Raw genomic sequence first — 26164 nt, 5'->3', positions numbered from 1 at the left:
CTGAGCTTTTCCCACCCTATTCAGGACTGCCAGTGTGGCCAGAACCAATTTCCAACCGCAGTCCAACAGCCCGCGTCTCTGGCTCGCTCGCCTGTGCAAGTGGTTGAAGCGCGGCTGGGCGGAAATGCTGGGTGCGCGTCGGAACCCGTCGGATCGCGACGACGAGCAGCGGGTGCGCATCGCCCTGGCCGAGCGTGAGGCCTTCTGGGCGGAGTTGCTGCGCACCGTCCCGGATACCCTCTACGTGCAGGACCTCGTCGGAGGCCAGTTGCTGTACAGCAACCAGAACCTGGCGAGCCGGCTGGGCTACAGCGAGGCGGAAAGGGATGCGGACGGCAACCGTTTCTGGCTGTCGATCAGCCATCCGGACGAACAGGAATACATCCGCCGGCTGCTCAACCTGCGCGTCGGCATGGGCGAAGGTTACGTGCAGCGCTCGCAGCTGCGCTGGCGGCATCGTGACGGCAGCTGGCGCTGGTTCGCCATCACCGAGCAGGCCATGGCCCGTGACGAGTTCGGCCGCGTCACGCGGCTGGTCGGCATCGCCCGGGAGGTAACCGAGCAGATCGAGGCGAACCAGTCGGTCCAGGCCAGCGAACGGCGCTACCGGGCGCTCGCCGAGAGTTTGAACGACATCATCTTCGCCACCAACAGCGAATTGGCCATCGACTACATCAGCCCCTCGGTGCAGACGGTGCTCGGCTACAGCACGACCTGGGCCGCGAGCAACGGCCTGGAGTCACTGGTCATGCAGCCACGTCAGGTGGAGATGTTCTACAACCTGATCCGTACCGTGCGGCGGCGTGCGCGGGACTTCGCCCAGGTGGACCTGCTGCGTCGGGAATTGCCGGTACAGATGATGCACGTCGACTGCCGGGCGGCCGATGGCCGGCACGTGCCGATCGAGCTGCGCATCATGCTGATCTGGAACGAGCAGGGACGTTTCGATGGCATCCTCTGCATCGGCCGGGACATCACCCTGCAGCGGCGCGCCGACGAGCAACTGCGCATGGCCGCCACTGTGTTCGATCATTCCACCGCGGCCATCGTGATCACCGATGCCGAGGGCGGCATCATCAAGACCAACGAGGCGTTCAGCCACATCACCGGCTATGGCGCCGAGGAGGTGATCGGGCAGTTGCCGAGCGTGCTCGGTGCCGATCGTCAACAGGAAAACCAGCTGGGTTTCATCCTGAACCGCATCAGGCAGCAGGGCAGTTGGGAAGGTGAGTTCTGGCTCAAGCGCAAGGATGGCGAAACATATCCCGGCTGGGTCGGTATCACCGGGGTGCGCGACCAGCAGGGCGCGCTGACCAGCTACGTCTGTTTCTTCAGCGACATGAGCGAGCGCAAGGCCAGCGAGCAGCGCATCCATCGGCTGGCCTATTACGATGGCCTTACCCAGCTGCCGAATCGAACCCTGTTCCAGGACCGTCTGTACAACAGCCTGCAGCAGGCCGCACGCCATGGTGACTGGGTGGTGCTGTTGTTTCTCGACCTCGATCGCTTCAAGCCGATCAACGATTCGCTAGGCCATGCCGCGGGCGATCGCATGCTCAAGGATGTCGCCGCGCGCCTGGCCGCCTGCGTCGACGAGGACGATACGGTGGCGCGCATGGGCGGTGACGAGTTCACCTTCCTGCTGTCGACCTGTGCCGATCGTGACGACGCCTTGAAGCGAGCCATCCACGCCGCCGAATGCATCCTGCAAAGCCTGAAAATGCCTTTCTCGCTGTCCGGTCGCGAATTCTTCGTCACCGCCAGCATCGGCATCGCGCTGAGTCCGCAGGATGGCGGCGACCTCAGCCAGTTGATGAAGAACGCCGACACCGCGATGTACCACGCCAAGGCGCGTGGCAAGAACAACTTCCAGTTCTACCAGGCGGACATGAATGCCCGCGCGCTGGAGCGACTGGAGCTGGAAAGCGACCTGCGCCATGCGCTCGAGCAGCGGCAGTTCGTGCTGCATTACCAGCCGCAGTTCCTGGCCGATGGCCTGACCCTGGCCGGGGTCGAAACGCTGCTCCGCTGGCAGCATCCGGTGCGCGGCCTGGTGCCCCCGGGGGATTTCATTCCGGCGCTGGAAGAGCTGGGGCTGATCGCCGACGTAGGCGACTGGATTCTCGACGAGGCCTGCCGTCAGATCGCCACCTGGCAGGCCGCGGGGCGCTCCGTACCCAGGGTCTCGGTGAATCTCTCGGCGCGGCAGTTCGGCGACGGTGCGCTGGAGCAACGTATCGCCAGGACCCTTCAGGCCAGCGGCATTTCCCCGTCCTGCCTGGAACTCGAACTCACCGAGAGCATCCTGATGCAGGAGGTCGGCGAGGCGATGCGCATGCTCGAATCGCTCAAGCGACTCGGCCTCTCCATCGCCGTGGATGATTTCGGGACCGGTTATTCGTCGTTGAACTACCTCAAGCGATTTCCCATCGACGTGCTCAAGATCGACCGCAGCTTCGTCGACGGTCTGCCGGCCGGCGAGCAGGATGCGCAGATTACTCGAGCCATCATCGCCATGGCCCACAGCCTCGGCATGACGGTCATCGCCGAAGGCGTCGAAACCCAGGCGCAGCTGGATTTCCTGCGCGAACACGGCTGCGACGAAGTGCAGGGCTTCCTGCTCGGGCGGCCGATGCCGCCGGGCGAGGTCGTAGCGAGCTTCGAGCGCTGCTAGGGTCTGTTCCCGTTTCGTCGCGAGCCGCGTTGCAGCGCCAAGTGGCGCCAGGCAAGGCGCGGGACGCAGGCAATGGTGAACCCTTGCCAAGTCTCGCAACGCCGCATGGCGCCACTTGCCGCGCAACCCTTTGGGCCGGGCCTGTTTTTACGCGATGCTGCGTTTCTCGTCGCTTATTTGGATGACCAAACTGCACTCCTCGTGCCTTGCCTCGCGCAAAGACAGGCTCCGGCGCGGCCGCGTACGAAACGGGAACAGACCCTCGGGCCAGAAGCCTCAAGCCTTTCATGTTGACGTGACCAGCGCTCATACCCGCGTTTCCGCGGATGAGGTAGAATCCGCGCCTCTTTACTACCGCCAGCTGATTCTCAGAGGACTGCCATGTTCAGCCGTGATTTGACCCTCGCCAAATATGACGCCGATCTTTTCGCTGCCATGCAGCAGGAAGCCCAGCGCCAGGAAGACCACATCGAGCTGATCGCCTCGGAGAACTACACCAGCCCGGCGGTGATGGAAGCCCAGGGTTCGGTACTGACCAACAAGTACGCCGAAGGCTATCCGGGCAAGCGCTATTACGGTGGTTGCGAGTACGTCGACATCGTCGAGCAGCTGGCCATCGACCGCGCCAAGGAGCTGTTCGGCGCCGACTACGCCAACGTCCAGCCGCACGCCGGCTCCCAGGCCAACGCCGCCGTCTACCTGGCCCTGCTCAGCGCCGGTGACACCATTCTCGGCATGAGCCTGGCCCACGGCGGCCACCTGACCCACGGTGCCAGCGTTTCCTCCTCGGGCAAGCTGTACAACGCCGTGCAGTACGGCATCACCGATGCCGGCCTGATCGACTACGACGAAGTCGAGCGTCTGGCCGTCGAGCACAAGCCGAAGATGATCGTCGCCGGCTTCTCCGCCTACTCGCAGAAGCTGGATTTCGCCCGCTTCCGCGAGATCGCCGACAAGGTCGGTGCCTACCTGTTCGTCGACATGGCTCACGTCGCTGGCCTGGTCGCTGCGGGCGTGTACCCGAACCCGGTGCCCTTCGCCGACGTGGTCACCACCACCACCCACAAGACCCTGCGCGGCCCGCGCGGCGGCCTGATCCTGGCGAAGAAGAACGAAGAGATCGAGAAGAAGCTCAACTCCGCGGTCTTCCCGGGCGCCCAGGGCGGCCCGCTGGAGCACGTGATCGCGGCCAAGGCGGTGTGTTTCAAGGAAGCCCTGCAGCCCGAGTTCAAGGCCTACCAGCAGCAGGTGGTGAAGAACGCCCAGGCCATGGCCGAGGTGTTCATCGAGCGCGGCTTCGACGTGGTGTCCGGCGGTACCCAGAACCACCTGTTCCTGCTCAGCCTGATCAAGCAGGACATCACCGGCAAGGACGCGGATGCCGCCCTGGGTCGCGCCTTCATCACCGTCAACAAGAACAGCGTGCCGAACGATCCGCGTTCCCCGTTCGTCACCTCCGGCCTGCGCATCGGCACCCCGGCGGTCACCACCCGTGGCTTCCAGGAAACCGAGTGCCGCGAGCTGGCCGGCTGGATCTGCGACATCCTCGACAAGATGGGCGACGAGTCCGTGGTCGACGCGGTGCGCGCCAAGGTCCAGGCCGTTTGCGCCAAGTTCCCGGTATACGGCAACTGAGTAGCCGCCGGTTCCGCCAGAAAGCCCGCTTCGGCGGGCTTTCTGCTGTCTGGAGGGATGGCAGCGTTTCTTGATCCTGATCGTCTCGGCGGCGCTGCTGCACGATAGACTGCAACGGCCGTTCGCCACGAGAGCCGATCATGTCCAGACGTGCCACAGGCGTCTTCCTGCCGCCGCCGGCGATATACCTGCTGTTCCTGGCGCTTGCGTGGCTGCTGCACAGGCTGTGGCACCTCGCACTGCCTCGAAACCTCTGGACCCACTATTTTGGCTGGGGACTGATCGACGCTGGCGTGCTGCTGATGCTCTGGGCCGGTTTGCTGATGCTCTGGCGCAAGACCACGGTCAATCCCTATGGCAAGCCGGCCAGGCTGCTGGAGGAAGGTCCTTTCCGCTTCTCGCGTAATCCCATCTATCTGGCAGACAGCCTGATCTACTGCGGCATCGCCTTGTTATGGGGGAGTCTCTGGCCCTGGTTGCTGCTACCCCTGGTGATCCATGTCATGCAGCGTGCGGTGATAAGGCATGAGGAGCGGCTGCTCGTGCAGCTATTCGGTGAGGCTTACCGAAGCTATTGCGCACGTGTGCGTCGATGGCTGTGAGGGCCCGGCCGTGCAAGCTGTCCTATAGTGAACCCAGGTTCTGCGGAGTGATTTCTGATGAGTGATATCCCCAGCGAGCGTCGACGTTTCCAGCGTATCGAATTCGACGCCGCCACCGAACTGGTCCAGGGCCAACGCCACTGGACCGTAGAACTGTACGATCTGTCGCTCAAGGGGCTGCTGGTGCGCCGGCCGGAACAGTGGAATGCCGATGCAACGCAGCCGTTCGAGGCGCGGGTACGCCTGGCCGATGACGCCGAGGTGCGCATGCAGGTGGCGATGACCCATGAGGCGGGCGAGCTGATCGGTTTCGTCTGCCAGCATATCGACCTCGAGTCGGCCAGCCATCTGCGCCGCCTGGTCGAACTCAACCTGGGCGACGAGCAGTTGCTGGACCGTGAGCTGGCGGCGCTGGGCGACGACTAGAAAAGTTACTGACCCATGGATGGTCGGTCGTCGCTTTCTGAAAAGCTTCGCCCCGAGGGCGGGGCTCCCACCAAGACACAACCCCGCCGCGCCGCTACTTCTTGGGGCTGCGTCCCCGCGGCGAATGCGGGGGCAGCCAGCCATACTCGAGCTCGGCCCTCCCACCAGTCTCAAAGCGCTACCGTGTTTGCTTCCGTGGGAGCCGCGCCCTCGCGGCGAACGCAGGCGTTCAGCCTGCTGGCTATTCGAACAAGGCATCCAGCGCCTGCTCCAGACGCGTCACGGCGATTATCTGCAGCCCGGCCGGCGCTTCCTTGGGTGCGTTGCCCTTGGGCACGATGGCGCGCTTGAAACCGTGCTTGGCGGCTTCCTTCAGACGCTCCTGACCGCTGGGCACCGGCCGGATCTCGCCGGACAGGCCGACTTCGCCGAACACCAGCAGATCGGTATCCAGCGGGCGGTTGCGCAGGCTGGAAATCACTGCCGCCATCAGCGCCAGGTCCGCCGCCGTCTCCAGTACCTTCACGCCGCCCACAACGTTGATGAACACGTCCTGGTCGTAGGTCGGGATGCTGCCGTGGCGGTGCAGTACGGCGAGCAGCATGGCCAGGCGGTTCTGGTCCAGGCCGAGGGTGACGCGGCGCGGGTTGGCCAGGTGGCTGGTGTCCACCAGCGCCTGCACTTCCACCAGCATCGGTCGGGTGCCTTCCCAGGTGGCCATCACCACGCTGCCGGGCACCGCTTCCTGGGCACGGGTGAGGAATATCGCCGAGGGGTTGGTGACTTCCTTCAGGCCCTTATCGGTCATGCCGAATACGCCCAGTTCGTTGATGGCGCCGAAGCGGTTCTTCACCGCACGCAACAGGCGCAGGCGGCCGTCGGACTCGCCCTCGAAATACAGTACGGTATCGACCATGTGCTCCAGCACGCGCGGGCCGGCCAGTGCGCCTTCCTTGGTGACGTGGCCGACCAGGAAGATCGCCGTGCCGCTCTGCTTGGCATAGCGCACCAGCAGCGCCGCGCTCTCGCGCACCTGGGCGACGCCGCCCGGCGCAGACTGCAATTGCTCGGTGAAGATGGTCTGGATCGAGTCGATCACCATCACCTTGGGCTTTTCCAGCCGCGCGGTGGCGATGATGGCTTCGATGCAGGTCTCGGTCATCACCTTGAGCTTGTCCTGCGGCAGGTCCAGCCGCCGCGCGCGCATGGCCACCTGCTGCTGGGATTCCTCGCCGGTGACGTAGAGAGCGGGAAAGCGCTGGGCGATGGCGCAGAGCGTCTGCAGCAGAATGGTGGATTTGCCGATGCCCGGATCGCCGCCGATCAGCACCACCGAACCATCCACCAGGCCGCCGCCGAGCACGCGATCAAGCTCGCCGGAGGCGGTGGAGAAGCGCGGCACTTCCTCGACGCTGACTTCGGCCAGGGTCTTGATATTGGCCTGGTCGCCGGCCCAGCTGGCGCGACCCGAAGGGGGCGTGGCGCCCTCGATGACGGTTTCCACCAGGGTGTTCCAGGCGCCGCAGTCGCCGCACTGGCCGGCCCATTTGGGAAAGGTCGAGCCGCACTCGGTGCAGCCGTACATGCGCTTGGCCTTGGCCATGGGAACTCCGGATCGGGGAAATGGAGTCGCATGATAGCGGCTTGGCTTGATCGCTATCAGCCACAAACGGCGGATAAGCGGCCAGACTGTCAGCAAAGGATCAGGAGTGAACTGCCATGCGTCATCTGCTATTCCTTCACCTGCTCGGTGCCAGCGTCTGGGTTGGCGGGCACCTGGTGCTGCTGTTCGGCGTGCTGCCCAAGGCCATGCGCCAGCGCGACCCGCAGCCCGTGCGCAGTTTCGAGCAGATCTACGAGCGCATCGGTATTCCCGCGTTGCTGGTGCAGATCGTTACCGGGCTATGGATGGCGAGCCTGTGGCTGCCCCATGCGCAGTGGTTCGGTGATTCGCCCATCGCCCATCTGGTGCAGGCCAAGCTGGCGCTGCTGGGTTTTACCGCGCTGCTCGGAGTGCATGCACGCCTGGCGCTGATTCCGCGGCTCGATGCCCAGCGCTTGCCGCAGCTGGGGTTGCATATCGTGCTGATCACTCTGACGGCGGTGGCCTTCGTCTGGGTCGGGGCGGGGTTCAGGTTCGGCGGGTTGCTCTAGAAGGATAGGCGGCTGGCCGTAGGGCCGAACTTGTTCGGTCGTTGAGTGGCTGGGCCGAATGAATTCGGCCCTACGGTCGGGTTGTCGAGCTTGCTGTTGTCTGGAACAGGCGTCAGCCGCAGCAGCCGCCACAGCAGCTGCCCGAGGCGCGCTTGAGGTCGCGGGCGATGTCTTCCTTCAGGACGCTGTGCTCTTGCTTGAGCGATTCGAGCGTGGCGCTGTCGGCGCCATCTTCCAGGCTGCGGATGCGCTGGCTCAGCGCTTCGTAGTTCTCGGCCTTGCGGGCAAAAGTGGGGTCTTCCTGGCTCAGTTTCAGCAGCTGTGCCTGTTTCTCGGGAAAGTCCTTGCTCAGAGAGTGATGTTCGACGTGCATGAAAGGCCGCTCCGGGGGTTCAGGAAAAGCTGAACCTTAGTCTTTCGCAGGTGTTTCCCGGTTGACGGCGATCAAGCGGATGAATTTCATCCTTCCTCTCGTCGCCGCGTCAGGGGCTGTTGCCATTCTCGTTGCAACGCGGCTCGCGATGAAACGGCAATAGATCCTGGCCTCTGCCTTCAAGCCCGCCTATGCTCTAGCGGGCCGCTTGCGGGCATATAGCAACCAAGAAAGAAGGACTAGTCACATGAGCTTTCTCAGCGAATTCAAGACCTTTGCCGTCAGGGGCAATGTCATCGACATGGCGGTGGGGATCATCATCGGCGCGGCGTTCGGAAAGATCGTTTCCTCGTTCGTCGACGGTGTGGTCATGCCACCCCTGGGCCTGCTGATCGGCGGGGTGGATTTCTCCGATCTGGCCATAGTGCTCAAGGAAGCGGTGGGCGACGCGCCCGCGGTGACGCTCAATTACGGAATGTTCATCCAGACGGTGGTCGATTTCGTCATCATCGCCTTCGCCATCTTCCTGGCCATCAAGGCGATCAACACCCTCAAGCGCCAGGAGGCCGAGGCATCCTCGGCGCCACCGGCACCGACCAAGGAAGAAGTGCTGCTGACCGAGATTCGTGATCTGCTCAAGGAGCAGAACCGCTCCTGATACTCAGGTCGTGATCAGCCGCTTGAGCCATTCCAGCAGCACGCCAGGCAGCAGTTCCGGTTTGGGCAGCAAGGCGTACTGCTGAGCGCCGAAAACGCGGGGCAGGTAGTTGGCGGCCTGGCGGTCGATGGTCAGGCAGAACGTCGAGATGCCCTGCAAGGTGGCTTCGGTGACCGCCTGACGCATGTCTTCCACGCCGTAGCGGCCCTCGTAGTCATCCTTGTCGTTCGGCTTGCCATCCGAGAGCAGCAACAGAAGCCGATGAGAAGCAACCTGCTGTAGCAGGCCCGTACTGGCATGGCGAATGGCGGCCCCAGCGCGGGTGTAGTGCTCGGGCTCCAGCGCGCTGATGCGCAGCGCCACCTCGTTGCTGAAGGTTTCGTCGAATGCTTTCAGCTCCCGCACGATCACCGCATCGGGGCCTTCCCCCGAGAACGCCTGCACCGCATAGGGCTCCCCCAGCCCATCGAGCGCGATGCACACCAGCAGCAGCGCCTCGCGCTCCACGTCGATGACGCGCCGCTCGGCCGAAACCCAGCCGTCGGTCGAGCCGCTGACGTCGATCAGCAGGGTGATGGCCAGGTCCCGTTCCGCCCTGCGCCGGCACTGGTACAGCGCCTCGGACAGCGAGCCACCGGCGCGGAAATCCGCATAGCTGTCGATATAGGCGTGCAGATCGATTTCATCCCCGTCGAGCTGTCGCCTGCGCGTGACACGGCGCGCCCTGAGCATCTCGAAGCGACGCCGGATCTGATTCAGCAAGGCGCGATGCTCGTTCAGGGTGTCGTCCACCCATTTCTGGCTGCCGGGCAGGTTGGGCAGCAGCCTGACGGTGGCGCCGGGCTGGCAGTAATGCCCGCTGCGGTAATCCCATTCGGGGTAGTGCAGCCCCTGGCCATCGGTAATGGCACGCTTGAGTTGCAGGGCGGTGTTGCTGTCCGGTGGGTCGTCGGAGATCAGCACCTCCTTGGGCCTGCCCGGCGTTGCTACCAGCCGTGCCTCCGGCAGCTCGGAGAGCATGTCGCCATATTCGTCGGCACTGGTGTCTTCGTCGCGATCGACGGGGCGGTTGAGCCCTAGCGGGTCCTCGGCATGCTGGTGCGGCTCGTCGGCCTGCACCATGAAAATCCCCTCGTCGCCTTCATCCTCGTCCTCTTTCGACTCGCGCACCTGGGGACGACGGGGCAGGCTGGCGCTACGGGGTGCCGAGGCATTCGCATCATTGTCGGCAGGGGCGTCCTGGCTCGGCCTGACCTTGGCGCTGTCGGGCGCGGGCGCATGCAGGGTGCCGGTCCACTCGTCCCGTAGCAGCGGGGCATTGCCTCCGGAGCGATCTCCGATCGAGAGTCCCAGATCGGCCAGCAAGCCCTCGGCGAGCCGCAGCGATTGCGCGGGCGATTCGCTCAGTGGAAAGCCTGGCGGCGGATCGCAGCGGCTGGCGAGCAGTTGCCTGAGCAGCCTTTCCAGTGGCTGGCGTGAGCGGGAAAACGCCGCCAGCGGCGGGCGGCGTTGCAGGCAGCGCTGGCGCAGCCGCTCGATGGCGGGCGTCATGCCGGGCAGCGCTTGTGCCAGCTGTGCGTCCGCTGCCCAGGCTTCGAGCAGCAGGTAGGCATCCGCCAGCAGCGCAGGTGAGGCGGGAGGCAGCGCCTGGGCCGTGCCGCGCTGGGCGCGCAGCGCCTGTTGCAGCGCCATCACCCGGTAGGCTTCGGCACCGTGCTCGATGTCCTGCAGACCGGAATCGGCGGGCAGCCACAGGCGCTGGCCATCGGTGGCGGGAATTGGCTGCTGCTGCCAGGGCGTCTGGACGCGGCGGAAAAAGCGTGCCAGCAGAGTCGGCAAGGCGGGCGGTTGGGCGATTCTGATCGGGTAGCTGCTGCCGGTCACCGCGCTGATCAGCAAGTCCAGGCGTGATGCGATATCGACCAGCATGACCGTTGGTGGGCCTTCCGGCAGTGGGCGATAGCGCCGCCACAACCGCTGCACATGGATGGTCGCATGGCGCGCTGCGTCGCTGACCAGCTCCTCGGCTTCAGCCATGGCGGTTGGCTAGACGAAAGTGCCGTCGACCAGATCGCGCAACGCGCTGACCATGGACGGCTCATCCGAAAGCGGCGAGACGATGGCGGCGTAACAGGCTTCACGCACCGGGATGCCGCAGAGCGTCAGAGTCCCGGCCGCGATCAGCAGGCGGGTGCTCGGCACCTCCGCCAGGCCACGGTCGCGCAACTGGCGGATACGTTCGGCCAGGCTCACCAGTCCCCTGGCGACGGCCGGCTCGACGCCGCTCTCGTGCTGCACGATCAGCGCCTCGTATTCCGGCGCGGGAAAGTCCAGGTCCATGGCGACGAAGCGCTGACGGGTGCTGGGCTTGAGGTCCTTGAGCATGCGCTGGTAGCCGGGGTTGTAGGACACCACCAGTTGGAAGCCGGGCGCCGCCTCGATGTTCTCGCCGGTCTTGTCGATGGGCAGCATGCGCCGGTAGTCGGTCAGCGCGTGCAGCACCACCACGGTGTCCTGGCGCGCCTCGACGACTTCGTCCAGGTAGCAGATGGCGCCCTCGCGCACGGCGCGGGTCAGCGGGCCGTCCTGCCAGACGGTGCCGTCATGGCGAATCAGGTAGCGGCCGATCAGGTCGCTGGCCGAGAGGTCGTCGTGGCAGGGGATGGTCACCAGCGGACGGCCCAGGCGCCAGGCCATGTGCTCGACGAAACGGGTCTTGCCGCAGCCGGTCGGGCCCTTGAGCATGACTGCCAGGCCGCGTGCGTGGCACTGCTCGAACAGCGCGACTTCATTGCCTGTCGGCTGATACCAGGGCTCATCGGCCGTCGGGCGTGCAGCCAGGCTGCGGATGGACTGATCCAAGCCCACCTCAGACCACCCGGTCGGCGGGCACGGCAGGCTCCATCAGCTCGTTGTCCAGCGTCTCGAAGCGCGGTCGGTAGCTGAAGAAGTCGTAGATGAACAGCCCCACGCCCGTGGCGAAGATACTCGCGGTGGAGATCAGCATCACGAAGTGGATCTGGATTTTCAGCTGCGCATCCAGGTAACCCATGCCCATGATCCGTTCCAGATACACCTGGCCGATCCCGGCCGTGGCGAAGGACAGGGTCATGCCGAACATGCCGGCCAGCTGCAGCCAGAACGCCCAATAGCCGATGGTGGTGCCTTGCTCCGGGCGCTTGTTGGTCAGCGACGGCAGTGCGTAGGTAATCATCGCCAGCACGATCATGGCGTAGGCGCCATAGAAGGCGGCGTGACCGTGCATGGCGGTGATCAGAGTGCCGTGGGTCCACTTGTTGATGCTCGGCCAGGTATGGGCCAGGCCCAGCAGACCCGCGCCGAACAGGGTGAAGATGGTGCTGCCGAGGGTCCAGTGCAGGGCCAGCGAATTGGGATGCGCCAGCCCCGAGCGGCGCATGGCGCTGTAGGCGTATATCGCCATGCCGACGATGGCCAGCGGCTCCAGCGCGCTGAAGAAACCGCCGATGGGCAACCAGTAATGGGGCACGCCGACCCAGTAATAATGGTGCGCGGTGCCAAGAATGCCGGCGATGAACACCAGGCCGACGATCACGTACAGCCACTTCTCCAGCACTTCGCGGTCGGCGCCGGACAGGCGGATCAGCAGGTAGGCGAGGAAGGCGCCCATGATCATCATCCACACGCCTTCGACCCACAGGTGAATGGTCCACCAGCGATAGAAGATGGAGACCGTGTAGTTCTCGTAATGCAGCAGTGCCGGAAAGAACAGTACGGCGGAGCTGACCAGCCCGAGCAGCAGCACGCCTTCGGTGGTGGTGAAGCGGCCGGATTTCTTGATGGTCATGCCGATGTTGTAAAGGAAGATCAGCATGCAGATGACGATGACGATCTTGTGCGGCAGGGGCTGCTCGAGCAGCTTGTTGCCGGTGCCGTAGCCGAACAGGTAGCCGATGACCGCGGTCACGCCCATCAGGGTCCAGAGCACGAGCTGGATGTAGGCCAGCTTGGTGCTGTGCAGCTCTGTGCGCGACTCGTCCGGCACCATCCAGTAGGTCGCGCCCATGAAGCCGGTGAGTACCCAGACGATCAGCAGGTTGGTGTGAATCACCTTGGTGACATCGAACGGCAGGATGTTCAGCAGCGGGTCCGGCCCCAGGTACTTGGTCGCCGACAGCAGGCCGAACACCAGTTGCAGACCGAACAGCACCATGGCGACGGCGAAGTACCAGTAGGCGACCGATTGAGATTTATAGCGCATGGCTGAACCTCTGCATGTTCGTCCGGCGGGCCGTGGGCGCCGCGATCATTTGAATGACGCCAGGTACCGCACCAGCTGATCGAGCTGCTCGTCCGTCAGCGACTCGCCGTAACTGGTGGGCATGAAGGACACGCCTCCTGCCGAATACATCTCGCCGGGATGCAGGAAGGCGCTGGGCGAAACGATGGATTCGCGGATGAAGGCCTCGACGCTGTCGGCCTTGCCCTGGTAGTCCGGCGAGTCGATGGTCTGTTGCGCCCGTGCCGCCAGGCCGGCGAGGGTTGGCCCGGCCAGGTTCACCCCGGGGGCGATGGAATGGCAGGCGTTGCAGGCCGGGGTTGCGGTACGGAACAGCGCTTCGCCGAGGGCGATGGGATCTTCGTTGCCGGAAACGGGGCGGGCGCCGGGTGGCATCTGGTCGGCGGTCTTGTCCGGGCCGGAAATGTCCTGCTGGGCGATGCTCAGGCTGGTGCCGGGAATCGACGAGCCGGTGACCAGTATCGGGCGCGGCGGCCAGCCCTGGTTGTCGACATTGGCGACCCAGTCGAAGAAGGCGATCAGGTCGTCGATCTCCTCGTCGCTGAGGTTGGGGTTGGGCATCAGCCGGCGGTGGCGCTGCTCGTCGTAGAAGCGCTCCGGCGCCTTCAAGAAGGCCTTGAGATAAGGCGCGCCGCGCAACTGGGTGATCTTGGTCAGGTCCGGTGCGTAGTAGGCGCCTTCCCCGAACAGGGTGTGGCAGTTGATGCAGTTGTTGGCGTGCCAGACGTCCTGGCCGCGGGTGACTGCGGGCGTGATGCTGTCGGCATTGGTCAGCTTCGGAAACTGCCGGTGACTGTCGATGGTCAGGCCGAGAAAGGCCAGGGAGGCGATCAGGGTGGAAATGATGGCGAAAGAGCGAGTCTGTCTCTTGTTCATCTCGGGCTCCGGTCAGACGCCGATGCCGGCCCAATGGACGATGCCCATGATGCCGGCGTAGAGGATTGCGGCAGCCATCAGGGCGAGCACCGCAAAGCTGAGAACTCTGAAGAACTTCACCAAGGTTGGGCTCCTTTCGGTGATCGGCGCCGCGCCGCGCCGGTAATCGTTAGTCAGGGCTTGTCTGCTTTCGTTCCGCTGCGCTGGCGGCGCGGCGCTGGATGTTGACTAGCACCACCGCGTCCGTAAGTGCTCGCAGCGCATGCTCGACCTGGCCGGCCAGGTACAGGTGATCGTTCGCGCGCATCGGTTGCCAGCCGCCGTGGGCCTGGACTTCGATCTGACCCTGCAGGCAGAGCAGGGTGATGGGGCCGGCGACGGCGTGGGGCGGAACCTGCTTGCCGGCGGGCAGGCACAGGCGCATCACCTCGAGCTCGGGGGTGCTGACGATCGCTTGCGATTGCAGGGTTGGGGCTTGTGGATGGGCCAGCAGGCCGACCACTTCACCCGAGCGGGCATGGTGCAGGGCCATGGGTCTTCACCGTTCGGAGCGGGTACTCGAAGGCTAGACCAGGGGAAGGGATACGTCGAACCTGCAGGCAGGGCGCCTGCAGGTTCCTGTGGCCGAGGGCTCTTACTCGGGCTTCGGCGTCGTCGCGGTGCTGGCGGGCAGCACCGGATAGGCGACCTGCGGCTGATCACCGGTCAGGCTGTGCAGGAACGCGGTGATGGCCTTCACCTCGTTGTCCTTGAGCTGGCGGCCCAGCTGGCTGTCGCCCATGATCGCCACTGCCTCTTCCAGGTCCCAGACCTCACCGCTGTGGAAGTACGGCGGAGTCAGGGCGATGTTGCGCAGCGGTGCGGCGCGGAACACGTACTCGTCGGCGGCGGTGTTGGTGACCGCGAAGCGGCCCTTGTCGCCTTCCGGCAGGATGTCCGCACCCGGCTTCTTGATCACGCCGAAGGGGAAGTAACCCTGGCCGCCGACGTTGACGCCGTTGTGGCAGGCGATGCAACCCGCGTCCATGAACAGCGCCAGGCCTTCCTTCTGCTGGGCATCCAGCGCCTTGTCGTCACCCTTGAGGAAGCGGTCGAATGGCGAGTTGGGCGTGGTCAGGCTGACTTCGAAGGCTTCCAGGGCGTAGGCCATATTGTCGAAGGTGACCGGATCCTTGTCCTTGGGGAAGGCCTTCTTGAACTCGGCCACGTACTCGGGAATGCTCTTGAGCGTGGCTTCCACGCGGTCCGGCGTGTTGTTCATCTCGACGCTGGCCTGGACCGGTCCCTTGGCCTGTTCCTGCAGGTCCTTGGCACGGCCATCCCAGAATTGCGCGGAGTTGAACACGGCGTTGAGTACGGTCGGCGAGTTGCGAGGGCCTTTCTGCCAGCCGTGACCGATGGACGTGGTGACGTTGTCACTGCCGCCGATGCTCAGGTTGTGGCAGGTGTTGCAGCTGATGATGTGGCTGCGCGACAGGCGCGGATCGAACCACAGTTTATGGCCGAGCACCGCCTGGTCCCGGTTGATGGTCTTGCCGCGAACTTCGGTGACCTGTTCGGGAATGGGTTGGAAAATGGCGCTGGCGCGATTGCGCAGCTCATCGGCGTGGGCAGTGCCGGCGAGCAGTAACAGACCGCCAAGCAGGATCGGGAGTGGGGCGCTCATCAGGGGCTCCTTGGAATTGGTATTGGCAGGTTCTAGGAAGCCTTTATTTGTCGAGCGACGAGTTGACCTGAATCAAGCGGGACGGAACTTTGTTCGTCAGCGATCAATTAGCTTGCTACTGAATGTTTCCAGGGCGTTCGGAGAGCGGTTGGGACCGACAGAGGCGTCTTGGCGAACATCGCGCCGAGCGCTTGTCAGGCAAGGCGAGTGCAGGTCCGACCAGCCTTGCAGCTGGGCAATGGCAACGCCAGAATGGCGGCAACCATCGTGGTGATGAACCACCCAGCAAGGATTCCCGATGCCCCAATCTGCCGCTGCCGGCCTGCGCCTGGCGCCCGAGGCGCTGACCCGCCCCTTCGATTCCAGTCAGTTCAACTTCAAGACCACCGAGGAGCTCGAGCCGTTTCTCGGCGTGCTGGGCCAGGAGCGCGCCGTGGAGGCGCTGCAGTTCGGCGTGGCGATGCCGCGGCCGGGCTACAACGTCTACGTGATGGGCGAGCCCGGCACCGGGCGCTTCTCCTTCGTGCGGCGCTACCTCAAGGCTGAAGGCAAGCGGCTCGATACACCCTCCGACTGGGTCTACGTGAACAATTTCGATGAGCCACGCGAGCCGCGCGTACTGGAGCTGCCACAGGGAAGCGCCGCCGCATTCATCGCCGACATCGGCCAGCTGATCGACAACCTGCTGGCGACCTTTCCCGCGGTGTTCGAGCACCCCAGCTTCCAGCAGAAGAAGAGCGCCATCGACCGCGCCTTCAACCAGCGCTACGACAAGGCGCTGGACGTGATCGAGAAGCTGGCGCTGGAAAAGGACATCGCCCTCTATCGCGACAGCACCAACATCGCCTTCACGCCCATGAAGGACGGCAAGTCCATGGACGAAGCCGAATTCGCGCAGCTGCCCGAGGCCGAACGCGAGCGTTATCACGAAGACATTTCCGCGCTGGAAGTGCAGCTGAACGAAGGCCTGGCCAGCCTGCCGCAATGGAAGCGCGAGTCCAGCAACCAGCTGCGCCAGCTCAACGACGAGACCATCAGCCAGGCGCTGCAGCCACTGCTCGCGCCGCTCTCGGAAAAGTACGGGGAGAACGCCGGCATCGAGGCCTATCTGCAGGCCGTGCAGGTCAACCTGCTGAAGACCGTGGTCGAACAGCTGGTCGACGAGAACCGCCCCGAAGCCCAGAATCGTCAGCTGCTCGAGGAACAGTACAGCCCGAGCCTGGTGGTCGGTCACGCGGTCGATGGCGGCGCGCCGGTGGTATTCGAACCGCATCCGACCTACGACAACCTCTTCGGGCGTATCGAGTACAGCACCGACCAGGGCGCGCTCTACACCAGCTACCGGCAACTGCGGCCCGGCGCCCTGCACCGCGCCAACGGCGGCTTCCTGATGCTCGAAGCGGAGAAGATGCTTGGCGAGCCCTTCGTCTGGGAAGCGCTCAAGCGTGCGCTGCAGTCGCGCAAGCTGCGCATGGAATCGCCGCTGGCCGAGCTGGGCCGCCTGGCCACCGTCACCCTGACGCCGGAAGTCATCGCGCTCAACGTCAAGGTGATCATCATCGGCTCGCGCCAGCTCTACTACACGCTGCAGGACCTGGATCCGGACTTCCAGGAAATGTTCCGCGTGCTGGTGGATTTCGACGAGGACATCCCGCTCGCCGAAGACAGCCTCGAGCAGTTCGCCCAGTTGCTGAAGACACGCACGTCCGAGGAAGGCATGGCGCCGCTGAGTGCAGCGGCGGTGGCGCGCCTGGCGACTTACAGCGCACGCCTGGCCGAGCACCAGGGACGGCTGTCGGCGCGCATCGGCGATCTGTTCCAACTGGTCAGCGAGGCGGATTTCATTCGCCAGTTGGCCAAGGACGACGTGACCGACGTCGGCCACATCGAGCGCGCGCTGAAAGCCAAGGCCACGCGGACCGGACGTGTGTCGGCGCGCATCCTGGAAGACATCCTCGCCGGCGTCATCCTGATCGACAGCGAAGGCGCCGCCATCGGCAAATGCAACGGCCTGACGGTGCTGGAAGTGGGCGACTCGGCGTTCGGCATGCCGGCGCGGATCTCCGCCACCGTCTATCCGGGCGGCTCGGGCATCGTCGACATCGAGCGCGAGGTCAATCTGGGCCAGCCGATTCACTCCAAGGGCGTGATGATCCTCACCGGCTACCTGGGCAGCCGCTACGCGCAGGAATTTCCATTGGAGATATCGGCGAGCATCGCGCTGGAGCAATCCTACGGCTACGTCGACGGCGACAGTGCCTCGCTCGGCGAATGCTGCGCGCTGATCTCGGCCATCTCGCGCACGCCGCTCAAGCAGTGCTTCGCGATCACCGGGTCGATCAACCAGTTCGGCGAGGTGCAGGCCGTGGGCGGCGTGAACGAGAAGATCGAAGGCTTCTTCCGACTCTGCGAAGCCCGCGGGCTGACCGGCGAGCAGGGCGCCATCATTCCGTTCGCCAACGTCGCCACCCTGATGCTCGAGGAGCGCGTGCTGGAAGCCGTACGCCAGGAGAAGTTCCACATCTATGCCGTACGCCACGTCGACGAGGCGTTGTCGCTGCTGGTGGGCGAATCGGTCGGTGCGGCGGACGAGCAGGGGCGTTTTCCCAAGGGCAGCGTCAATGCGCGCGTGGTGGAGCGCTTGCGCGACATCGCCGAAATCGGACTGGAAGAGGAAGACAAGGGCGACGCCCGCGCGGCCGATGCGGTCGCGGTAGCAGCGGCGGAAGCGGATTCGGACAAAGCCTAGGGTGTCGTTGCAGGAGAGACTGGTCGGTCAGTTTTGTGCGGTTATTGAGCGGAACGTTACGCCTCGCGGCGGGTCTGCACAGTGGAAGGGTTTCTACTTCCTATCCACATGGTTATCCACAGCTTCAGGGGATAAACCGGTTGGCCCGCCCATTCGTCCAGGATGACGGTGCGCAACCGAGCGCGAGGGTTGCCGTCATGTCGCAGAGTCTATGTCTGAATCGCCAGTGCCTGGGCCTGGTTACCCGAATCGAATGCACCATCCACCCGCTGACGGGTGGCAACGGCTTGTGGACGCTGCTCTGCGCCGCCGGCATTGCAGGCGCGCAGCCCACCGCGATCAAGGCGCAAGGCCCATTCCGCGGGCTTCGCGCCGCTGAATCGGTGCTGGACGCCATCGTCAGCAACCTGCAGAAGCAGGGGTATTGCGATTCGGACTCCCCGGCGATCTGGCAGCTGCACATGCGTGCCGAGCTGCGCAAGGTCAACGCCAATCAGGCGCGCTTCCTGGGCGGTTGGGAATCCCGGCCCTGATCGCAGGTGGAAGGTAGAAGTGTATTTTCGGAGCATTTCCTCGGCTTCTTGGTCGAGGCGCGTTTTTCTTATCCACAGTTGAACGATGGCAGCAGGTACCTTGCCTGCGCCTGGCCGCTGCGTATACTCGCCAACCTCTTTTTTCCCATGGATAGCCTCATGGAACGCTTCATCGAGAACACCATGTATGCCGCACGCTGGTTGCTGGCACCCATTTACTTCGGCTTGGCTTTCGCACTGCTGGCGCTGGCGATCAAGTTCTTCCAGGAAATCTGGCACATCCTGCCGGTGGTGCTTTCGCTGAGCGAAGGCGATCTGATCCTCAAGTTGTTGTCGCTGATCGACATGGCGCTGGTTGGCGGCCTGCTGGTCATGGTGATGCTCTCGGGCTACGAGAACTTCGTGTCGCAGCTGAACGTCGACAAAGGCGATGAGAAGCTCGACTGGCTGGGCAAGATGGATTCCGGCTCGCTGAAAATGAAGGTTGCCGCGTCCATCGTCGCGATTTCCTCGATTCACCTGCTGCGGATGTTCATGGACGCCCAGCAGCTCGAAAGCGAACAGTTGATGTGGTACGTGATCATTCACCTGACCTTCGTTTTCTCGGCCTTTGCCATGGGCTATCTGGACAAACTCACCAAACATTGAGAGGCGGTTCGCCGGGTAAGCTGTGCCAGGGGCTGTTGCGGTTTCGTCCGCGGCTTGCGACGAAACGGCAGCAGCCCCTAAGCTGTGCGACCTTTTTCCAGAGCGGAGCCCAGGCATGACCGACCTTAATCTGTCCACCGACGAAACGCGCGTAAGCTATGGCATTGGCCGTCAGCTGGGCGACCAGCTGCGTGACAATCCGCCGCCCGGCGTGAGCCTGGATGCGGTGATCGCAGGTATTCGCGATTCATTCGCTGGCGCCGCCAGCCAGGTTTCGGCGGAAGACCTGAATGCCAGTTTCGCGGTCATTCGCGAGCGCATGCAGGCCGAGGCGCAGAAGAAGGCCGAGGCCGCTGCGAGCGAAGGCAAGGCGTTCCTGGCCGAGAATGCCAAGCGCGAGGGCGTCACCACGCTCGCCTCGGGCTTGCAATATGAAGTACTGGCTGCCGGCGAAGGTGCCAAGCCAGGGCGCGATGACCAGGTTCGCACCCACTACCATGGCACCCTGATCGACGGCACCGTGTTCGACAGCTCCTATCAGCGCGGCCAGCCAGCCGAATTCCCTGTCGGCGGCGTGATCGCCGGCTGGACCGAGGCGCTGCAGCTCATGGGCGTCGGCAGCAAGTGGCGTCTCTACGTACCGAGCGAACTGGCCTATGGCGCTCAGGGCGTGGGTAGCATTCCGCCGCACAGCGTGCTGGTTTTCGACGTCGAGCTGCTCGCGGTTCTGTAAGCCATGACGGAGTCGTAGGGTGGATGTCGCGAAGCACATCCACGCGTTAGGTTGGCCCAAAACAAACGCGTGGAAGATGCTTCGCAGTCTTCCACCCTACGCCATGCGCCGAATCGCTGAAGGCGTGAACCTGGCCTCTGCCAACGCGATGCAGCGTCGATTCATTCGGCCTCAGGGGCGCAACGCCCTGGCATAGGAGTACAGGAACAGGTTGCGTACCTGTTCCTTGAGTACGCAGGGTTCGCTGGTGCTCAGCTCGTGCAAGTCCAGGTCGCCCTGGTCGCGTAGTTCGTCCAGGGCTTCTCCCTCCAGCGAAATGCACACGGCACCGGTGTTGCGGTCGAGTATCCGCAGATAGGGTTGTGGTCGGTCCAGCCAGGCATCGATCAGATAAGTCATGCTCACCTCCAGTTGAATCTGTTGATGAGAATAATTGTTATTTGCAAATGTGCAAGCGCAAAAAATCGACACGACTGAAAGCGATTTTCAACGTGGGCATCAGGCAGTGCTGACGAAGCAGTCCTGATCGCAGGCGGTCAGGTCTATAGGCAATCAAGCGCTGGAGAGGCCATGTTGACCCGATCCGACGAACGGACCGGTATTTCAAGTGGCTGTCAGTGCGTGCGGGCGACAGCGAAGCGGCTGAGTTCCACCAGAGCGTCGCGGTAGGGGCTTGCAGGAATCAGTTCGAGGCAGGCGATGGCGCGGTCGGCATAATCGCGAGCCAGGCGTGCGGTGTAGTCCAGTGCGCCCGAGGCCTGGACGGCACTGCGGATGCTTTCCAGGTCTTCGATACCGCCTTTCTGGATCGCCTTGCGCACCAGTGCGGCCTGTTCCGCCGTGCCTTCGCGCATGGTGTAGATCAGCGGCAGGGTGGGCTTGCCTTCGGCCAGGTCGTCGCCGACGTTCTTGCCGAGGGTTTCGGCATCGCCCTGGTAGTCGAGCAGGTCATCGACCAACTGGAAGGCGATACCCAGGTTGTCGCCAAACTGGCGCAGCGCCTCGCATTGCTCGTCGCTGGCGCCGGCCAGGGTGGCGGCGCTATGGGTGGAGGCCTCGAACAGCATGGCGGTCTTGCCGCGAATGACCTCCATATAGACTTCTTCAGTGGTGCTGGCGTCGCGAACCTTCGACAGCTGCAGCACTTCGCCTTCGGCGATCACTCGGGTGGCCTGGGAGATGATGCGCATGACCGGCATCGAGCCCAGGGCGACCATCATTTCGAAGGAGCGTGCATAAAGGAAGTCGCCTACCAGCACGCTCGGCGCGTTGCCCCACAGGGCGTTGGCGGTGGAGCGACCACGGCGCATGCCGGACATGTCGACCACGTCGTCATGCAGCAGGGTGGAGGTGTGCAGGAATTCGATGATGGCGGCCAGCAATCGCAGCTGATCGCCCTTGAGGCCGAGCGCGTTGCCGCTGAGCAGTACCAGCAGCGGGCGCAGGCGCTTGCCGCCGGCGGAGGTGATGTAGTCCCCGATCTTTTCAACCAGCGGTACGCGGGACGTCAGCTGGTCGCGGATGATGCCGTCGACGGCGGCAAAATCGTCAGCCACGACTTGATAAAAGGCCTGGGGTTGCATCGGAAGCCGGTACTCCTCGGAGATTGCGCGGCATGCTATGGGGCGGGTCATGGCCTGTCAAGGCGAGGCCCGGCGGCTATTGCGCGGGCGCAGGCGCATGCGTACAATCGCGGACCCTGAACTTCCCCCTGGGCATTTCCCTGCCTTACGCAATTGCAAGAGCGTCCCTCCGGACCTCGAGCAGCCATGCCAGCCACCAACTATTTCACTTAAGCGCTGGGTGAGCAGGATCAACGGAGATACATAGATGTACGCAGTTATCGTAACCGGCGGCAAGCAGTACAAGGTTGCCGAAGGTGAATACCTGAAGATTGAAAAACTCGAAGTCGCTACTGGCGAAGCTGTCACTTTCGACCGCGTTCTGCTGGTCGGCAACGGCGACGACGTGAAGATCGGTGCTCCGGTCGTCGAAGGCGCCAAGGTCACTGCCGAAGTGATCGCTCAAGGCCGTCACGACAAAGTCACCATCATCAAATTCCGCCGTCGTAAGCACCACATGAAGCGTCAGGGCCACCGTCAGTGGTTCACTGAGGTCAAAATCACCGGTATTCAGGGCTAATAGGGCCTGAATCCCCTTATAGGAGTATTGAACTCATGGCACACAAAAAAGCTGGCGGTTCTACCCGCAACGGTCGCGACTCAGAAGCCAAACGCCTTGGCGTGAAGATGTACGGCGGCCAGGCCATCAAGGCCGGCAACATCATCGTGCGTCAGCGCGGCACCCAGTTCCACGCCGGTTACGGCGTTGGCATGGGCAAGGATCACACCCTGTTCGCGAAAGTGGAAGGCGTGATCAAGTTCGAAGTGAAGGGCGCCCATGGCCGTCGCTACGTGAGCGTCGTCGCGGCCTGATCGCGGCGTTGCTGGAAAAGCCCTGTCATGCGACGGGGCTTTTTTGTTTCTGTATCCTGTGAGGCTCTTGCAAAGAAGCTGCTCGGATCGGTTTTCGCTGGGTTCTTTGCAAGACCCTTATATTCCTGTTTTCTAGCCCGCCCATGCGGCGGGAGGCGTTCCCATGAAATTCGTCGATGAAGTATCGATTTTTGTAAAGGCCGGTGACGGCGGTAACGGCATGATGAGTTTCCGTCGCGAGAAATTCATCGAAAAGGGTGGCCCCAATGGGGGCGATGGTGGTGATGGCGGTTCCGTTTTTCTGGAGGCCGACGAGAACCTCAACACGCTGGTCGACTACCGCTACACCCGTCGTTTCAATGCACCGAACGGCGAGAAGGGTGGGTCGACCGAGTGTACGGGTGCCAAGGGCGAGGATCTGATCCTGCCGGTACCGGTGGGCACCACTGTGATCGATGCCGCCACCCAGGAGGTGATCGGTGATCTGACCAAGCCGGGTCAGCGGCTTCTGGTTGCCCAGGGCGGCTGGCACGGGCTGGGCAATACCCGCTTCAAATCCAGTACCAACCGGGCGCCGCGGCAGACCACGCCGGGCAAGCCGGGTGATGCGCGCGATCTCAAGCTGGAGCTGAAGGTGCTGGCCGATGTCGGCCTGCTGGGCTTGCCCAATGCCGGCAAGAGCACCTTCATTCGCGCGGTTTCGGCAGCCAAGCCGAAGGTGGCCGACTATCCCTTCACCACGCTGGTCCCGAACCTGGGTGTCGTCAGTGTCGGGCGCTACAAGAGCTTCGTGGTGGCCGATATTCCCGGCTTGATCGAGGGTGCCTCGGAAGGGGCGGGCCTGGGCATTCGTTTCCTCAAGCACCTAGCGCGTACCCGGCTGCTGCTGCATCTTGTGGACATGGCGCCGCTGGACGAAAGCGACCCGGCCGACGCTGCCGAAGTCATCCTCAACGAGCTGGAGAAATTCAGCCCGGCACTGGCCCAGCGCGACCGTTGGCTGGTGCTGAACAAGGCCGATCAGTTGCTCGAAGAGGATCGCGAGGAGCGTGTGCGGCAGGTGATCGAGCGTCTCGACTGGCAGGGGCCGGTGTTCGTCATCTCGGCGCTGGAGCGCGAGGGCACCGAGGCGCTGAGTCAGGCGATCATGCGCTACCTCGATGAGCGTACCCAGCGGATTGCCGAAGAGCCGGCCTATGCCGAGGCGCTCGCCGAGCTCGACCAGCAGATCGAGGATGAGGCGCGTGCCCGTCTGCAGGAGCTCGACGATCAGCGCGCGCTGCGCCGTGCGGGCGTCAAGGCCGCCGACGAGGTGGATGACGACGACTTCGACGATGATGACGATGATGAAGGCGGCGCGGAAATCTTCTACGTCCGTTAAATGAAAAGCCCGCCTCGTTGCGGGCTTTCTCGATTTAGATGGCTGGTGGGCCGGCTTGTCTGTCGCCCATCGTAAGGTTTGGCCGGTTACGGAAGAAGGCGGGATCGATGCGGGACAAGGTGAGCGGCGCTCGGCGCTGGGTGGTGAAGATCGGCAGTGCGCTGCTGACTGCGGACGGCCGGGGGCTCGATCAGGCGGCGATGGCCGTCTGGGTCGATCAGATGGTGGCGCTGCGGGCGGCAGGCATCGAGCTGGTGCTGGTTTCTTCCGGTGCGGTGGCGGCCGGTATGAGTCGTCTGGGTTGGGCGGCTCGCCCGAGGGCGGTCCACGAGCTGCAGGCGGCCGCCGCGGTTGGCCAGATGGGGCTCATCCGTGCCTGGGAAGCCAGCTTCGCTCGTTGCGATCAGCAAACGGCGCAGATTCTCGTCACCCATGACGACCTGTCCGATCGCAAGCGCTATCTCAACGCCCGCAGCACCCTGCGGACACTGCTCGATCTGAATGTCGTGCCGGTGATCAACGAGAACGACACCGTCGTCACCGACGAGATCCGCTTCGGCGACAACGACACGCTGGCGGCATTGGTCGCCAACCTGGTCGAGGCCGATCTGCTGGTGATCCTGACCGACCGTGACGGCATGTTCGACGCCGATCCGCGCAGCAACCCCGATGCCAATCTGATCAGCGAGGCGCGTGCCGACGACCCGGCGCTGGACGCGGTGGCGGGCGGGACCGGCGGCGCGCTGGGACGTGGCGGCATGCAGACCAAGCTGCGCGCGGCGCGTCTGGCGGCGCGTTCCGGTGCCTATACGGTGATCGTCGGTGGGCGTATCGAGCAGGTGCTGGCGAGGCTCAAGTCCGGTGAGCAGCTGGGTACGCTGCTGGCGCCCGAGCGCAGCCGGCATGCCGCTCGCAAGCAGTGGCTGGCGGGGCATCTCCAGACTCGCGGAACCCTGACGCTGGATGCGGGTGCCGTACATGCCTTGCGACAGGGACATCGGAGTCTGCTGCCGGTGGGTGTGAAGGCGGTGGCCGGTGGTTTCCGGCGGGGCGAAATGGTGGTTTGCGTGGGGCCCGAGGGGCAGGAAGTTGCCCGTGGCCTGGTGAACTACAGTGCTATCGAGGCGCAGCGGATTCTCGGCAGGCCATCCGACGAGATCGAGAAACTGCTCGGTTACGTCGACGAGCCGGAACTGATCCATCGCGACAATATGATTCTGGTCTGAGGTGTTCATGAGGCTGGCGAAGGCGTTGGTCTTCCTGCTTGCATGGCCGGTGGCGGGCATGGCGCGCGAGGTGGGCGAGGTCGATACGGTGTTCAAGTGGTTCGGGCCGAATCACAAGATCGTCGTGGAGGCCTTCGACGATCCCAAGGTCGAGGGTGTGACCTGCTATCTGTCCCGTGCCCGGACTGGCGGCATCAAGGGCGGGCTCGGGCTTGCGGAAGATCGCGCCGAAGCCTCGATTGCCTGCCGGCAGGTTGGCCCGATTCGCATGAGTGACGAGCTCGAAGACGGCGAGGTGGTATTCAAGGAGCGGACCTCGCTGGTGTTCAAGACCATGCAGGTGGTGCGCTTCTTCGATGAGGCTCGTAACACGCTGGTCTATCTGGTCTACAGCGACCGGGTGATCGAAGGCAGCCCGCAGAACGCCGTGACGGCCATTCCGATACTTCCCTGGGCGTCCAATCCGTAGTCGCAAATCAAGGCGCGTAGGTCGACAGAGTGTTCTCCGGTACGAATCTTTCCCGCTCCCTCTCCCCTTGTGGGAGAGGGCTGGGGTGAGGGGTAGCGCGCTCGTGCGCCAGCCTCCTTATTCAGAAAGCAGACACAAAAAAACCGGCACTAGGCCGGTTTTTTTCAAGAACCTGCAGTTTAGGCTGCAGCAGCTTCGCCGAGGGCCTTGATGTGGCCGTTCAGGCGGCTCTTGTGACGAGCGGCTTTGTTCTTGTGGATGATGCCTTTGTCGGCCATGCGGTCGATCACGGGCACGGCTGCAGTGTAAGCAGTACGAGCTTTTTCCAGATCTTTTGCGTCGATGGCTTTGACCACATTCTTGATGTAGGTACGAACCATGGAGCGCAAGCTGGCATTGTGGCTGCGACGCTTCTCAGCCTGAATTGCGCGTTTTTTGGCGGAAGGGCTGTTGGCCACCGTCGAACTCCTCGAAAAACGTGGGATTACAAAGCAAATAAGGCCGCGAATCATGCCGATGCGGCGGATGCTTGTCAAGTCTGTTTGAATGGCCGTCATGCTGGTCGGACGGATGGGCTGCCGCTAAACTCGCGGCCTCGTCCACTGTCGTAGCTGGCTACCGATTCGGCTCTGGCTGGAACGACTGCG

At 63.7% G+C, this 26164-nt stretch carries 25 protein-coding genes and 1 pseudogene; 15 read left to right on the top strand and 11 right to left on the bottom strand.

The features are described 5' to 3' along the window. Positions 1-148 precede the first annotated feature (148 nt). The 4 genes and pseudogenes from EA795_RS06955 to EA795_RS06935 all read left to right on the top strand — a co-directional run. Positions 149-2674, top strand: a pseudogene (locus tag EA795_RS06955) (sensor domain-containing protein); the annotation flags it as partial. Positions 2675-3055: 381 nt separating this feature from the next. After that, a complete protein-coding gene (gene glyA / locus EA795_RS06945) occupies positions 3056-4309 on the top strand; it encodes a serine hydroxymethyltransferase (protein ID WP_122076314.1) in 1254 nt (417 codons plus the stop codon). 140 nt (positions 4310-4449) lie between these two features. Further along, positions 4450-4911 carry a methyltransferase family protein gene (locus EA795_RS06940; RefSeq protein ID WP_115028357.1) on the top strand — a complete coding sequence of 154 codons (462 nt, stop codon included), beginning with the start codon at positions 4450-4452 and terminating at the stop codon, positions 4909-4911. Positions 4912-4968: 57 nt separating this feature from the next. Beyond that, complete coding sequence (locus EA795_RS06935; RefSeq protein ID WP_014854166.1) at positions 4969-5337, top strand: PilZ domain-containing protein; 369 nt, start codon at positions 4969-4971, stop codon at positions 5335-5337. A 241-nt stretch (positions 5338-5578) separates the two neighbouring features. On the opposite strand, the gene radA is transcribed toward EA795_RS06935, so the two are convergent. Further along, complete coding sequence (gene radA, locus EA795_RS06930; RefSeq protein WP_122076312.1) at positions 5579-6940, bottom strand: DNA repair protein RadA; 1362 nt, start codon at positions 6938-6940, stop codon at positions 5579-5581. A gap of 116 nt (positions 6941-7056) precedes the next feature. Between radA and EA795_RS06925 the strand changes: the two genes are divergently transcribed. Beyond that, positions 7057-7491, top strand: a complete 435-nt coding sequence (locus EA795_RS06925; RefSeq protein WP_122076310.1) for a CopD family protein — start codon at positions 7057-7059, stop codon at positions 7489-7491. A 112-nt stretch (positions 7492-7603) separates the two neighbouring features. On the opposite strand, the gene EA795_RS06920 is transcribed toward EA795_RS06925, so the two are convergent. Further along, positions 7604-7864 carry an HP1242/YdcH family protein gene (locus tag EA795_RS06920; protein ID WP_014854164.1) on the bottom strand — a complete coding sequence of 87 codons (261 nt, stop codon included), beginning with the start codon at positions 7862-7864 and terminating at the stop codon, positions 7604-7606. Positions 7865-8111: 247 nt separating this feature from the next. On the opposite strand from EA795_RS06920, the gene mscL reads away from it, so the two are divergent. Further along, positions 8112-8522 (top strand): large-conductance mechanosensitive channel protein MscL, encoded by a 411-nt coding sequence (gene mscL, locus EA795_RS06915; RefSeq protein WP_122076308.1) that lies wholly within the window; start codon positions 8112-8114, stop codon positions 8520-8522. Positions 8523-8525: 3 nt separating this feature from the next. Here the strand turns inward: mscL and EA795_RS06910 are convergent, their stop codons facing one another. From EA795_RS06910 to EA795_RS06885, 6 genes are all read right to left on the bottom strand, one after another. Next, entirely contained in the window at positions 8526-10559 is a 2034-nt protein-coding gene (locus EA795_RS06910; RefSeq protein ID WP_122076306.1) for a nitric oxide reductase activation protein NorD, read from the bottom strand. A 9-nt stretch (positions 10560-10568) separates the two neighbouring features. Then, complete coding sequence (locus tag EA795_RS06905) at positions 10569-11384, bottom strand: CbbQ/NirQ/NorQ/GpvN family protein (protein WP_122076364.1); 816 nt, start codon at positions 11382-11384, stop codon at positions 10569-10571. Positions 11385-11391: 7 nt separating this feature from the next. Next, positions 11392-12762, bottom strand: coding sequence for a cbb3-type cytochrome c oxidase subunit I (locus EA795_RS06900; protein WP_058077169.1), 1371 nt, complete (start codon positions 12760-12762; stop codon positions 11392-11394). Positions 12763-12807: 45 nt separating this feature from the next. Then, positions 12808-13677, bottom strand: a complete 870-nt coding sequence (locus tag EA795_RS06895; protein WP_122076304.1) for a c-type cytochrome — start codon at positions 13675-13677, stop codon at positions 12808-12810. A 169-nt stretch (positions 13678-13846) separates the two neighbouring features. Then, positions 13847-14209 carry a cupin domain-containing protein gene (locus EA795_RS06890; protein ID WP_014854159.1) on the bottom strand — a complete coding sequence of 121 codons (363 nt, stop codon included), beginning with the start codon at positions 14207-14209 and terminating at the stop codon, positions 13847-13849. A 102-nt stretch (positions 14210-14311) separates the two neighbouring features. Then, positions 14312-15343: a cytochrome-c peroxidase gene (locus EA795_RS06885; protein WP_014854158.1), complete on the bottom strand. Its 1032-nt coding sequence runs from the start codon at positions 15341-15343 to the stop codon at positions 14312-14314. Between the two features lie 298 nt (positions 15344-15641). Between EA795_RS06885 and EA795_RS06880 the strand changes: the two genes are divergently transcribed. From EA795_RS06880 to bamJ, 4 genes are all read left to right on the top strand, one after another. Continuing rightward, positions 15642-18092 carry a Lon protease family protein gene (locus EA795_RS06880; RefSeq protein WP_122076302.1) on the top strand — a complete coding sequence of 817 codons (2451 nt, stop codon included), beginning with the start codon at positions 15642-15644 and terminating at the stop codon, positions 18090-18092. Positions 18093-18289: 197 nt separating this feature from the next. Further along, positions 18290-18625, top strand: a complete 336-nt coding sequence (locus EA795_RS06875) for a PA4575 family protein (protein WP_014854156.1) — start codon at positions 18290-18292, stop codon at positions 18623-18625. Positions 18626-18784: 159 nt separating this feature from the next. Continuing rightward, positions 18785-19273, top strand: coding sequence for a TIGR00645 family protein (locus EA795_RS06870; RefSeq protein ID WP_014854155.1), 489 nt, complete (start codon positions 18785-18787; stop codon positions 19271-19273). Positions 19274-19388: 115 nt separating this feature from the next. Beyond that, complete coding sequence (gene bamJ / locus EA795_RS06865) at positions 19389-20006, top strand: BamJ family beta-barrel-assembly machinery protein (RefSeq protein ID WP_014854154.1); 618 nt, start codon at positions 19389-19391, stop codon at positions 20004-20006. Positions 20007-20177: 171 nt separating this feature from the next. Here the strand turns inward: bamJ and EA795_RS06860 are convergent, their stop codons facing one another. Both EA795_RS06860 and EA795_RS06855 read right to left on the bottom strand, forming a co-directional pair. After that, positions 20178-20405 carry a PA4570 family protein gene (locus EA795_RS06860; RefSeq protein ID WP_014854153.1) on the bottom strand — a complete coding sequence of 76 codons (228 nt, stop codon included), beginning with the start codon at positions 20403-20405 and terminating at the stop codon, positions 20178-20180. Between the two features lie 215 nt (positions 20406-20620). Next, a complete protein-coding gene (locus EA795_RS06855; protein WP_058074501.1) occupies positions 20621-21589 on the bottom strand; it encodes a polyprenyl synthetase family protein in 969 nt (322 codons plus the stop codon). A 247-nt stretch (positions 21590-21836) separates the two neighbouring features. On the opposite strand from EA795_RS06855, the gene rplU reads away from it, so the two are divergent. The 5 genes from rplU (at position 21837) to EA795_RS06830 (ending at position 25517) form a co-directional block, all read left to right on the top strand. Continuing rightward, the gene (gene rplU / locus EA795_RS06850) at positions 21837-22148 is read left to right on the top strand and encodes a 50S ribosomal protein L21 (protein WP_058074502.1); all 312 of its coding nucleotides are present in this window, start codon (positions 21837-21839) and stop codon (positions 22146-22148) included. A 35-nt stretch (positions 22149-22183) separates the two neighbouring features. Then, a complete protein-coding gene (gene rpmA, locus EA795_RS06845) occupies positions 22184-22441 on the top strand; it encodes a 50S ribosomal protein L27 (RefSeq protein ID WP_014854150.1) in 258 nt (85 codons plus the stop codon). Positions 22442-22604: 163 nt separating this feature from the next. Then, complete coding sequence (gene cgtA / locus EA795_RS06840; protein ID WP_058074503.1) at positions 22605-23822, top strand: Obg family GTPase CgtA; 1218 nt, start codon at positions 22605-22607, stop codon at positions 23820-23822. 107 nt (positions 23823-23929) lie between these two features. Continuing rightward, positions 23930-25048: a glutamate 5-kinase gene (proB, locus tag EA795_RS06835; protein WP_014854148.1), complete on the top strand. Its 1119-nt coding sequence runs from the start codon at positions 23930-23932 to the stop codon at positions 25046-25048. A 7-nt stretch (positions 25049-25055) separates the two neighbouring features. Then, positions 25056-25517 (top strand): CreA family protein, encoded by a 462-nt coding sequence (locus EA795_RS06830; RefSeq protein ID WP_122076362.1) that lies wholly within the window; start codon positions 25056-25058, stop codon positions 25515-25517. 179 nt (positions 25518-25696) lie between these two features. Here EA795_RS06830 and rpsT read toward each other — a convergent pair whose 3' ends face one another. Further along, positions 25697-25975 (bottom strand): 30S ribosomal protein S20, encoded by a 279-nt coding sequence (rpsT, locus tag EA795_RS06825; RefSeq protein WP_014854146.1) that lies wholly within the window; start codon positions 25973-25975, stop codon positions 25697-25699. Positions 25976-26164 lie beyond the last annotated feature (189 nt).

This window comes from Stutzerimonas nitrititolerans (assembly GCF_003696285.1).
Classification (GTDB): Bacteria; Pseudomonadota; Gammaproteobacteria; order Pseudomonadales; family Pseudomonadaceae; genus Stutzerimonas; species Stutzerimonas nitrititolerans.
Note: the sequence above shows the minus strand (reverse complement) of the source record. Positions and strands in the feature narration are given on the sequence as shown.

Excerpts from the sequence above, each read along its gene's own strand:
- EA795_RS06875 (WP_014854156.1), top strand. The coding sequence starts at position 18,290 with ATGTCGCAGAGTCTATGTCTGAATCGCCAGTGCCTGGGCCTGGTTACC.
- rplU (WP_058074502.1), top strand. The coding sequence starts at position 21,837 with ATGTACGCAGTTATCGTAACCGGCGGCAAGCAGTACAAGGTTGCCGAA.
- radA (WP_122076312.1), bottom strand. The coding sequence starts at position 6,940 with ATGGCCAAGGCCAAGCGCATGTACGGCTGCACCGAGTGCGGCTCGACC.
- EA795_RS06920 (WP_014854164.1), bottom strand. The coding sequence starts at position 7,864 with ATGCACGTCGAACATCACTCTCTGAGCAAGGACTTTCCCGAGAAACAG.
- EA795_RS06830 (WP_122076362.1), top strand. The coding sequence starts at position 25,056 with ATGAGGCTGGCGAAGGCGTTGGTCTTCCTGCTTGCATGGCCGGTGGCG.
- EA795_RS06935 (WP_014854166.1), top strand. The coding sequence starts at position 4,969 with ATGAGTGATATCCCCAGCGAGCGTCGACGTTTCCAGCGTATCGAATTC.
- EA795_RS06940 (WP_115028357.1), top strand. The coding sequence starts at position 4,450 with ATGTCCAGACGTGCCACAGGCGTCTTCCTGCCGCCGCCGGCGATATAC.
- EA795_RS06880 (WP_122076302.1), top strand. The coding sequence starts at position 15,642 with ATGCCCCAATCTGCCGCTGCCGGCCTGCGCCTGGCGCCCGAGGCGCTG.
- bamJ (WP_014854154.1), top strand. The coding sequence starts at position 19,389 with ATGACCGACCTTAATCTGTCCACCGACGAAACGCGCGTAAGCTATGGC.
- EA795_RS06890 (WP_014854159.1), bottom strand. The coding sequence starts at position 14,209 with ATGGCCCTGCACCATGCCCGCTCGGGTGAAGTGGTCGGCCTGCTGGCC.
- EA795_RS06885 (WP_014854158.1), bottom strand. The coding sequence starts at position 15,343 with ATGAGCGCCCCACTCCCGATCCTGCTTGGCGGTCTGTTACTGCTCGCC.
- rpmA (WP_014854150.1), top strand. The coding sequence starts at position 22,184 with ATGGCACACAAAAAAGCTGGCGGTTCTACCCGCAACGGTCGCGACTCA.
- mscL (WP_122076308.1), top strand. The coding sequence starts at position 8,112 with ATGAGCTTTCTCAGCGAATTCAAGACCTTTGCCGTCAGGGGCAATGTC.
- EA795_RS06860 (WP_014854153.1), bottom strand. The coding sequence starts at position 20,405 with ATGACTTATCTGATCGATGCCTGGCTGGACCGACCACAACCCTATCTG.
- EA795_RS06895 (WP_122076304.1), bottom strand. The coding sequence starts at position 13,677 with ATGAACAAGAGACAGACTCGCTCTTTCGCCATCATTTCCACCCTGATC.
- proB (WP_014854148.1), top strand. The coding sequence starts at position 23,930 with ATGCGGGACAAGGTGAGCGGCGCTCGGCGCTGGGTGGTGAAGATCGGC.
- EA795_RS06900 (WP_058077169.1), bottom strand. The coding sequence starts at position 12,762 with ATGCGCTATAAATCTCAATCGGTCGCCTACTGGTACTTCGCCGTCGCC.
- cgtA (WP_058074503.1), top strand. The coding sequence starts at position 22,605 with ATGAAATTCGTCGATGAAGTATCGATTTTTGTAAAGGCCGGTGACGGC.
- EA795_RS06870 (WP_014854155.1), top strand. The coding sequence starts at position 18,785 with ATGGAACGCTTCATCGAGAACACCATGTATGCCGCACGCTGGTTGCTG.
- glyA (WP_122076314.1), top strand. The coding sequence starts at position 3,056 with ATGTTCAGCCGTGATTTGACCCTCGCCAAATATGACGCCGATCTTTTC.
- EA795_RS06855 (WP_058074501.1), bottom strand. The coding sequence starts at position 21,589 with ATGCAACCCCAGGCCTTTTATCAAGTCGTGGCTGACGATTTTGCCGCC.
- EA795_RS06910 (WP_122076306.1), bottom strand. The coding sequence starts at position 10,559 with ATGGCTGAAGCCGAGGAGCTGGTCAGCGACGCAGCGCGCCATGCGACC.
- EA795_RS06925 (WP_122076310.1), top strand. The coding sequence starts at position 7,057 with ATGCGTCATCTGCTATTCCTTCACCTGCTCGGTGCCAGCGTCTGGGTT.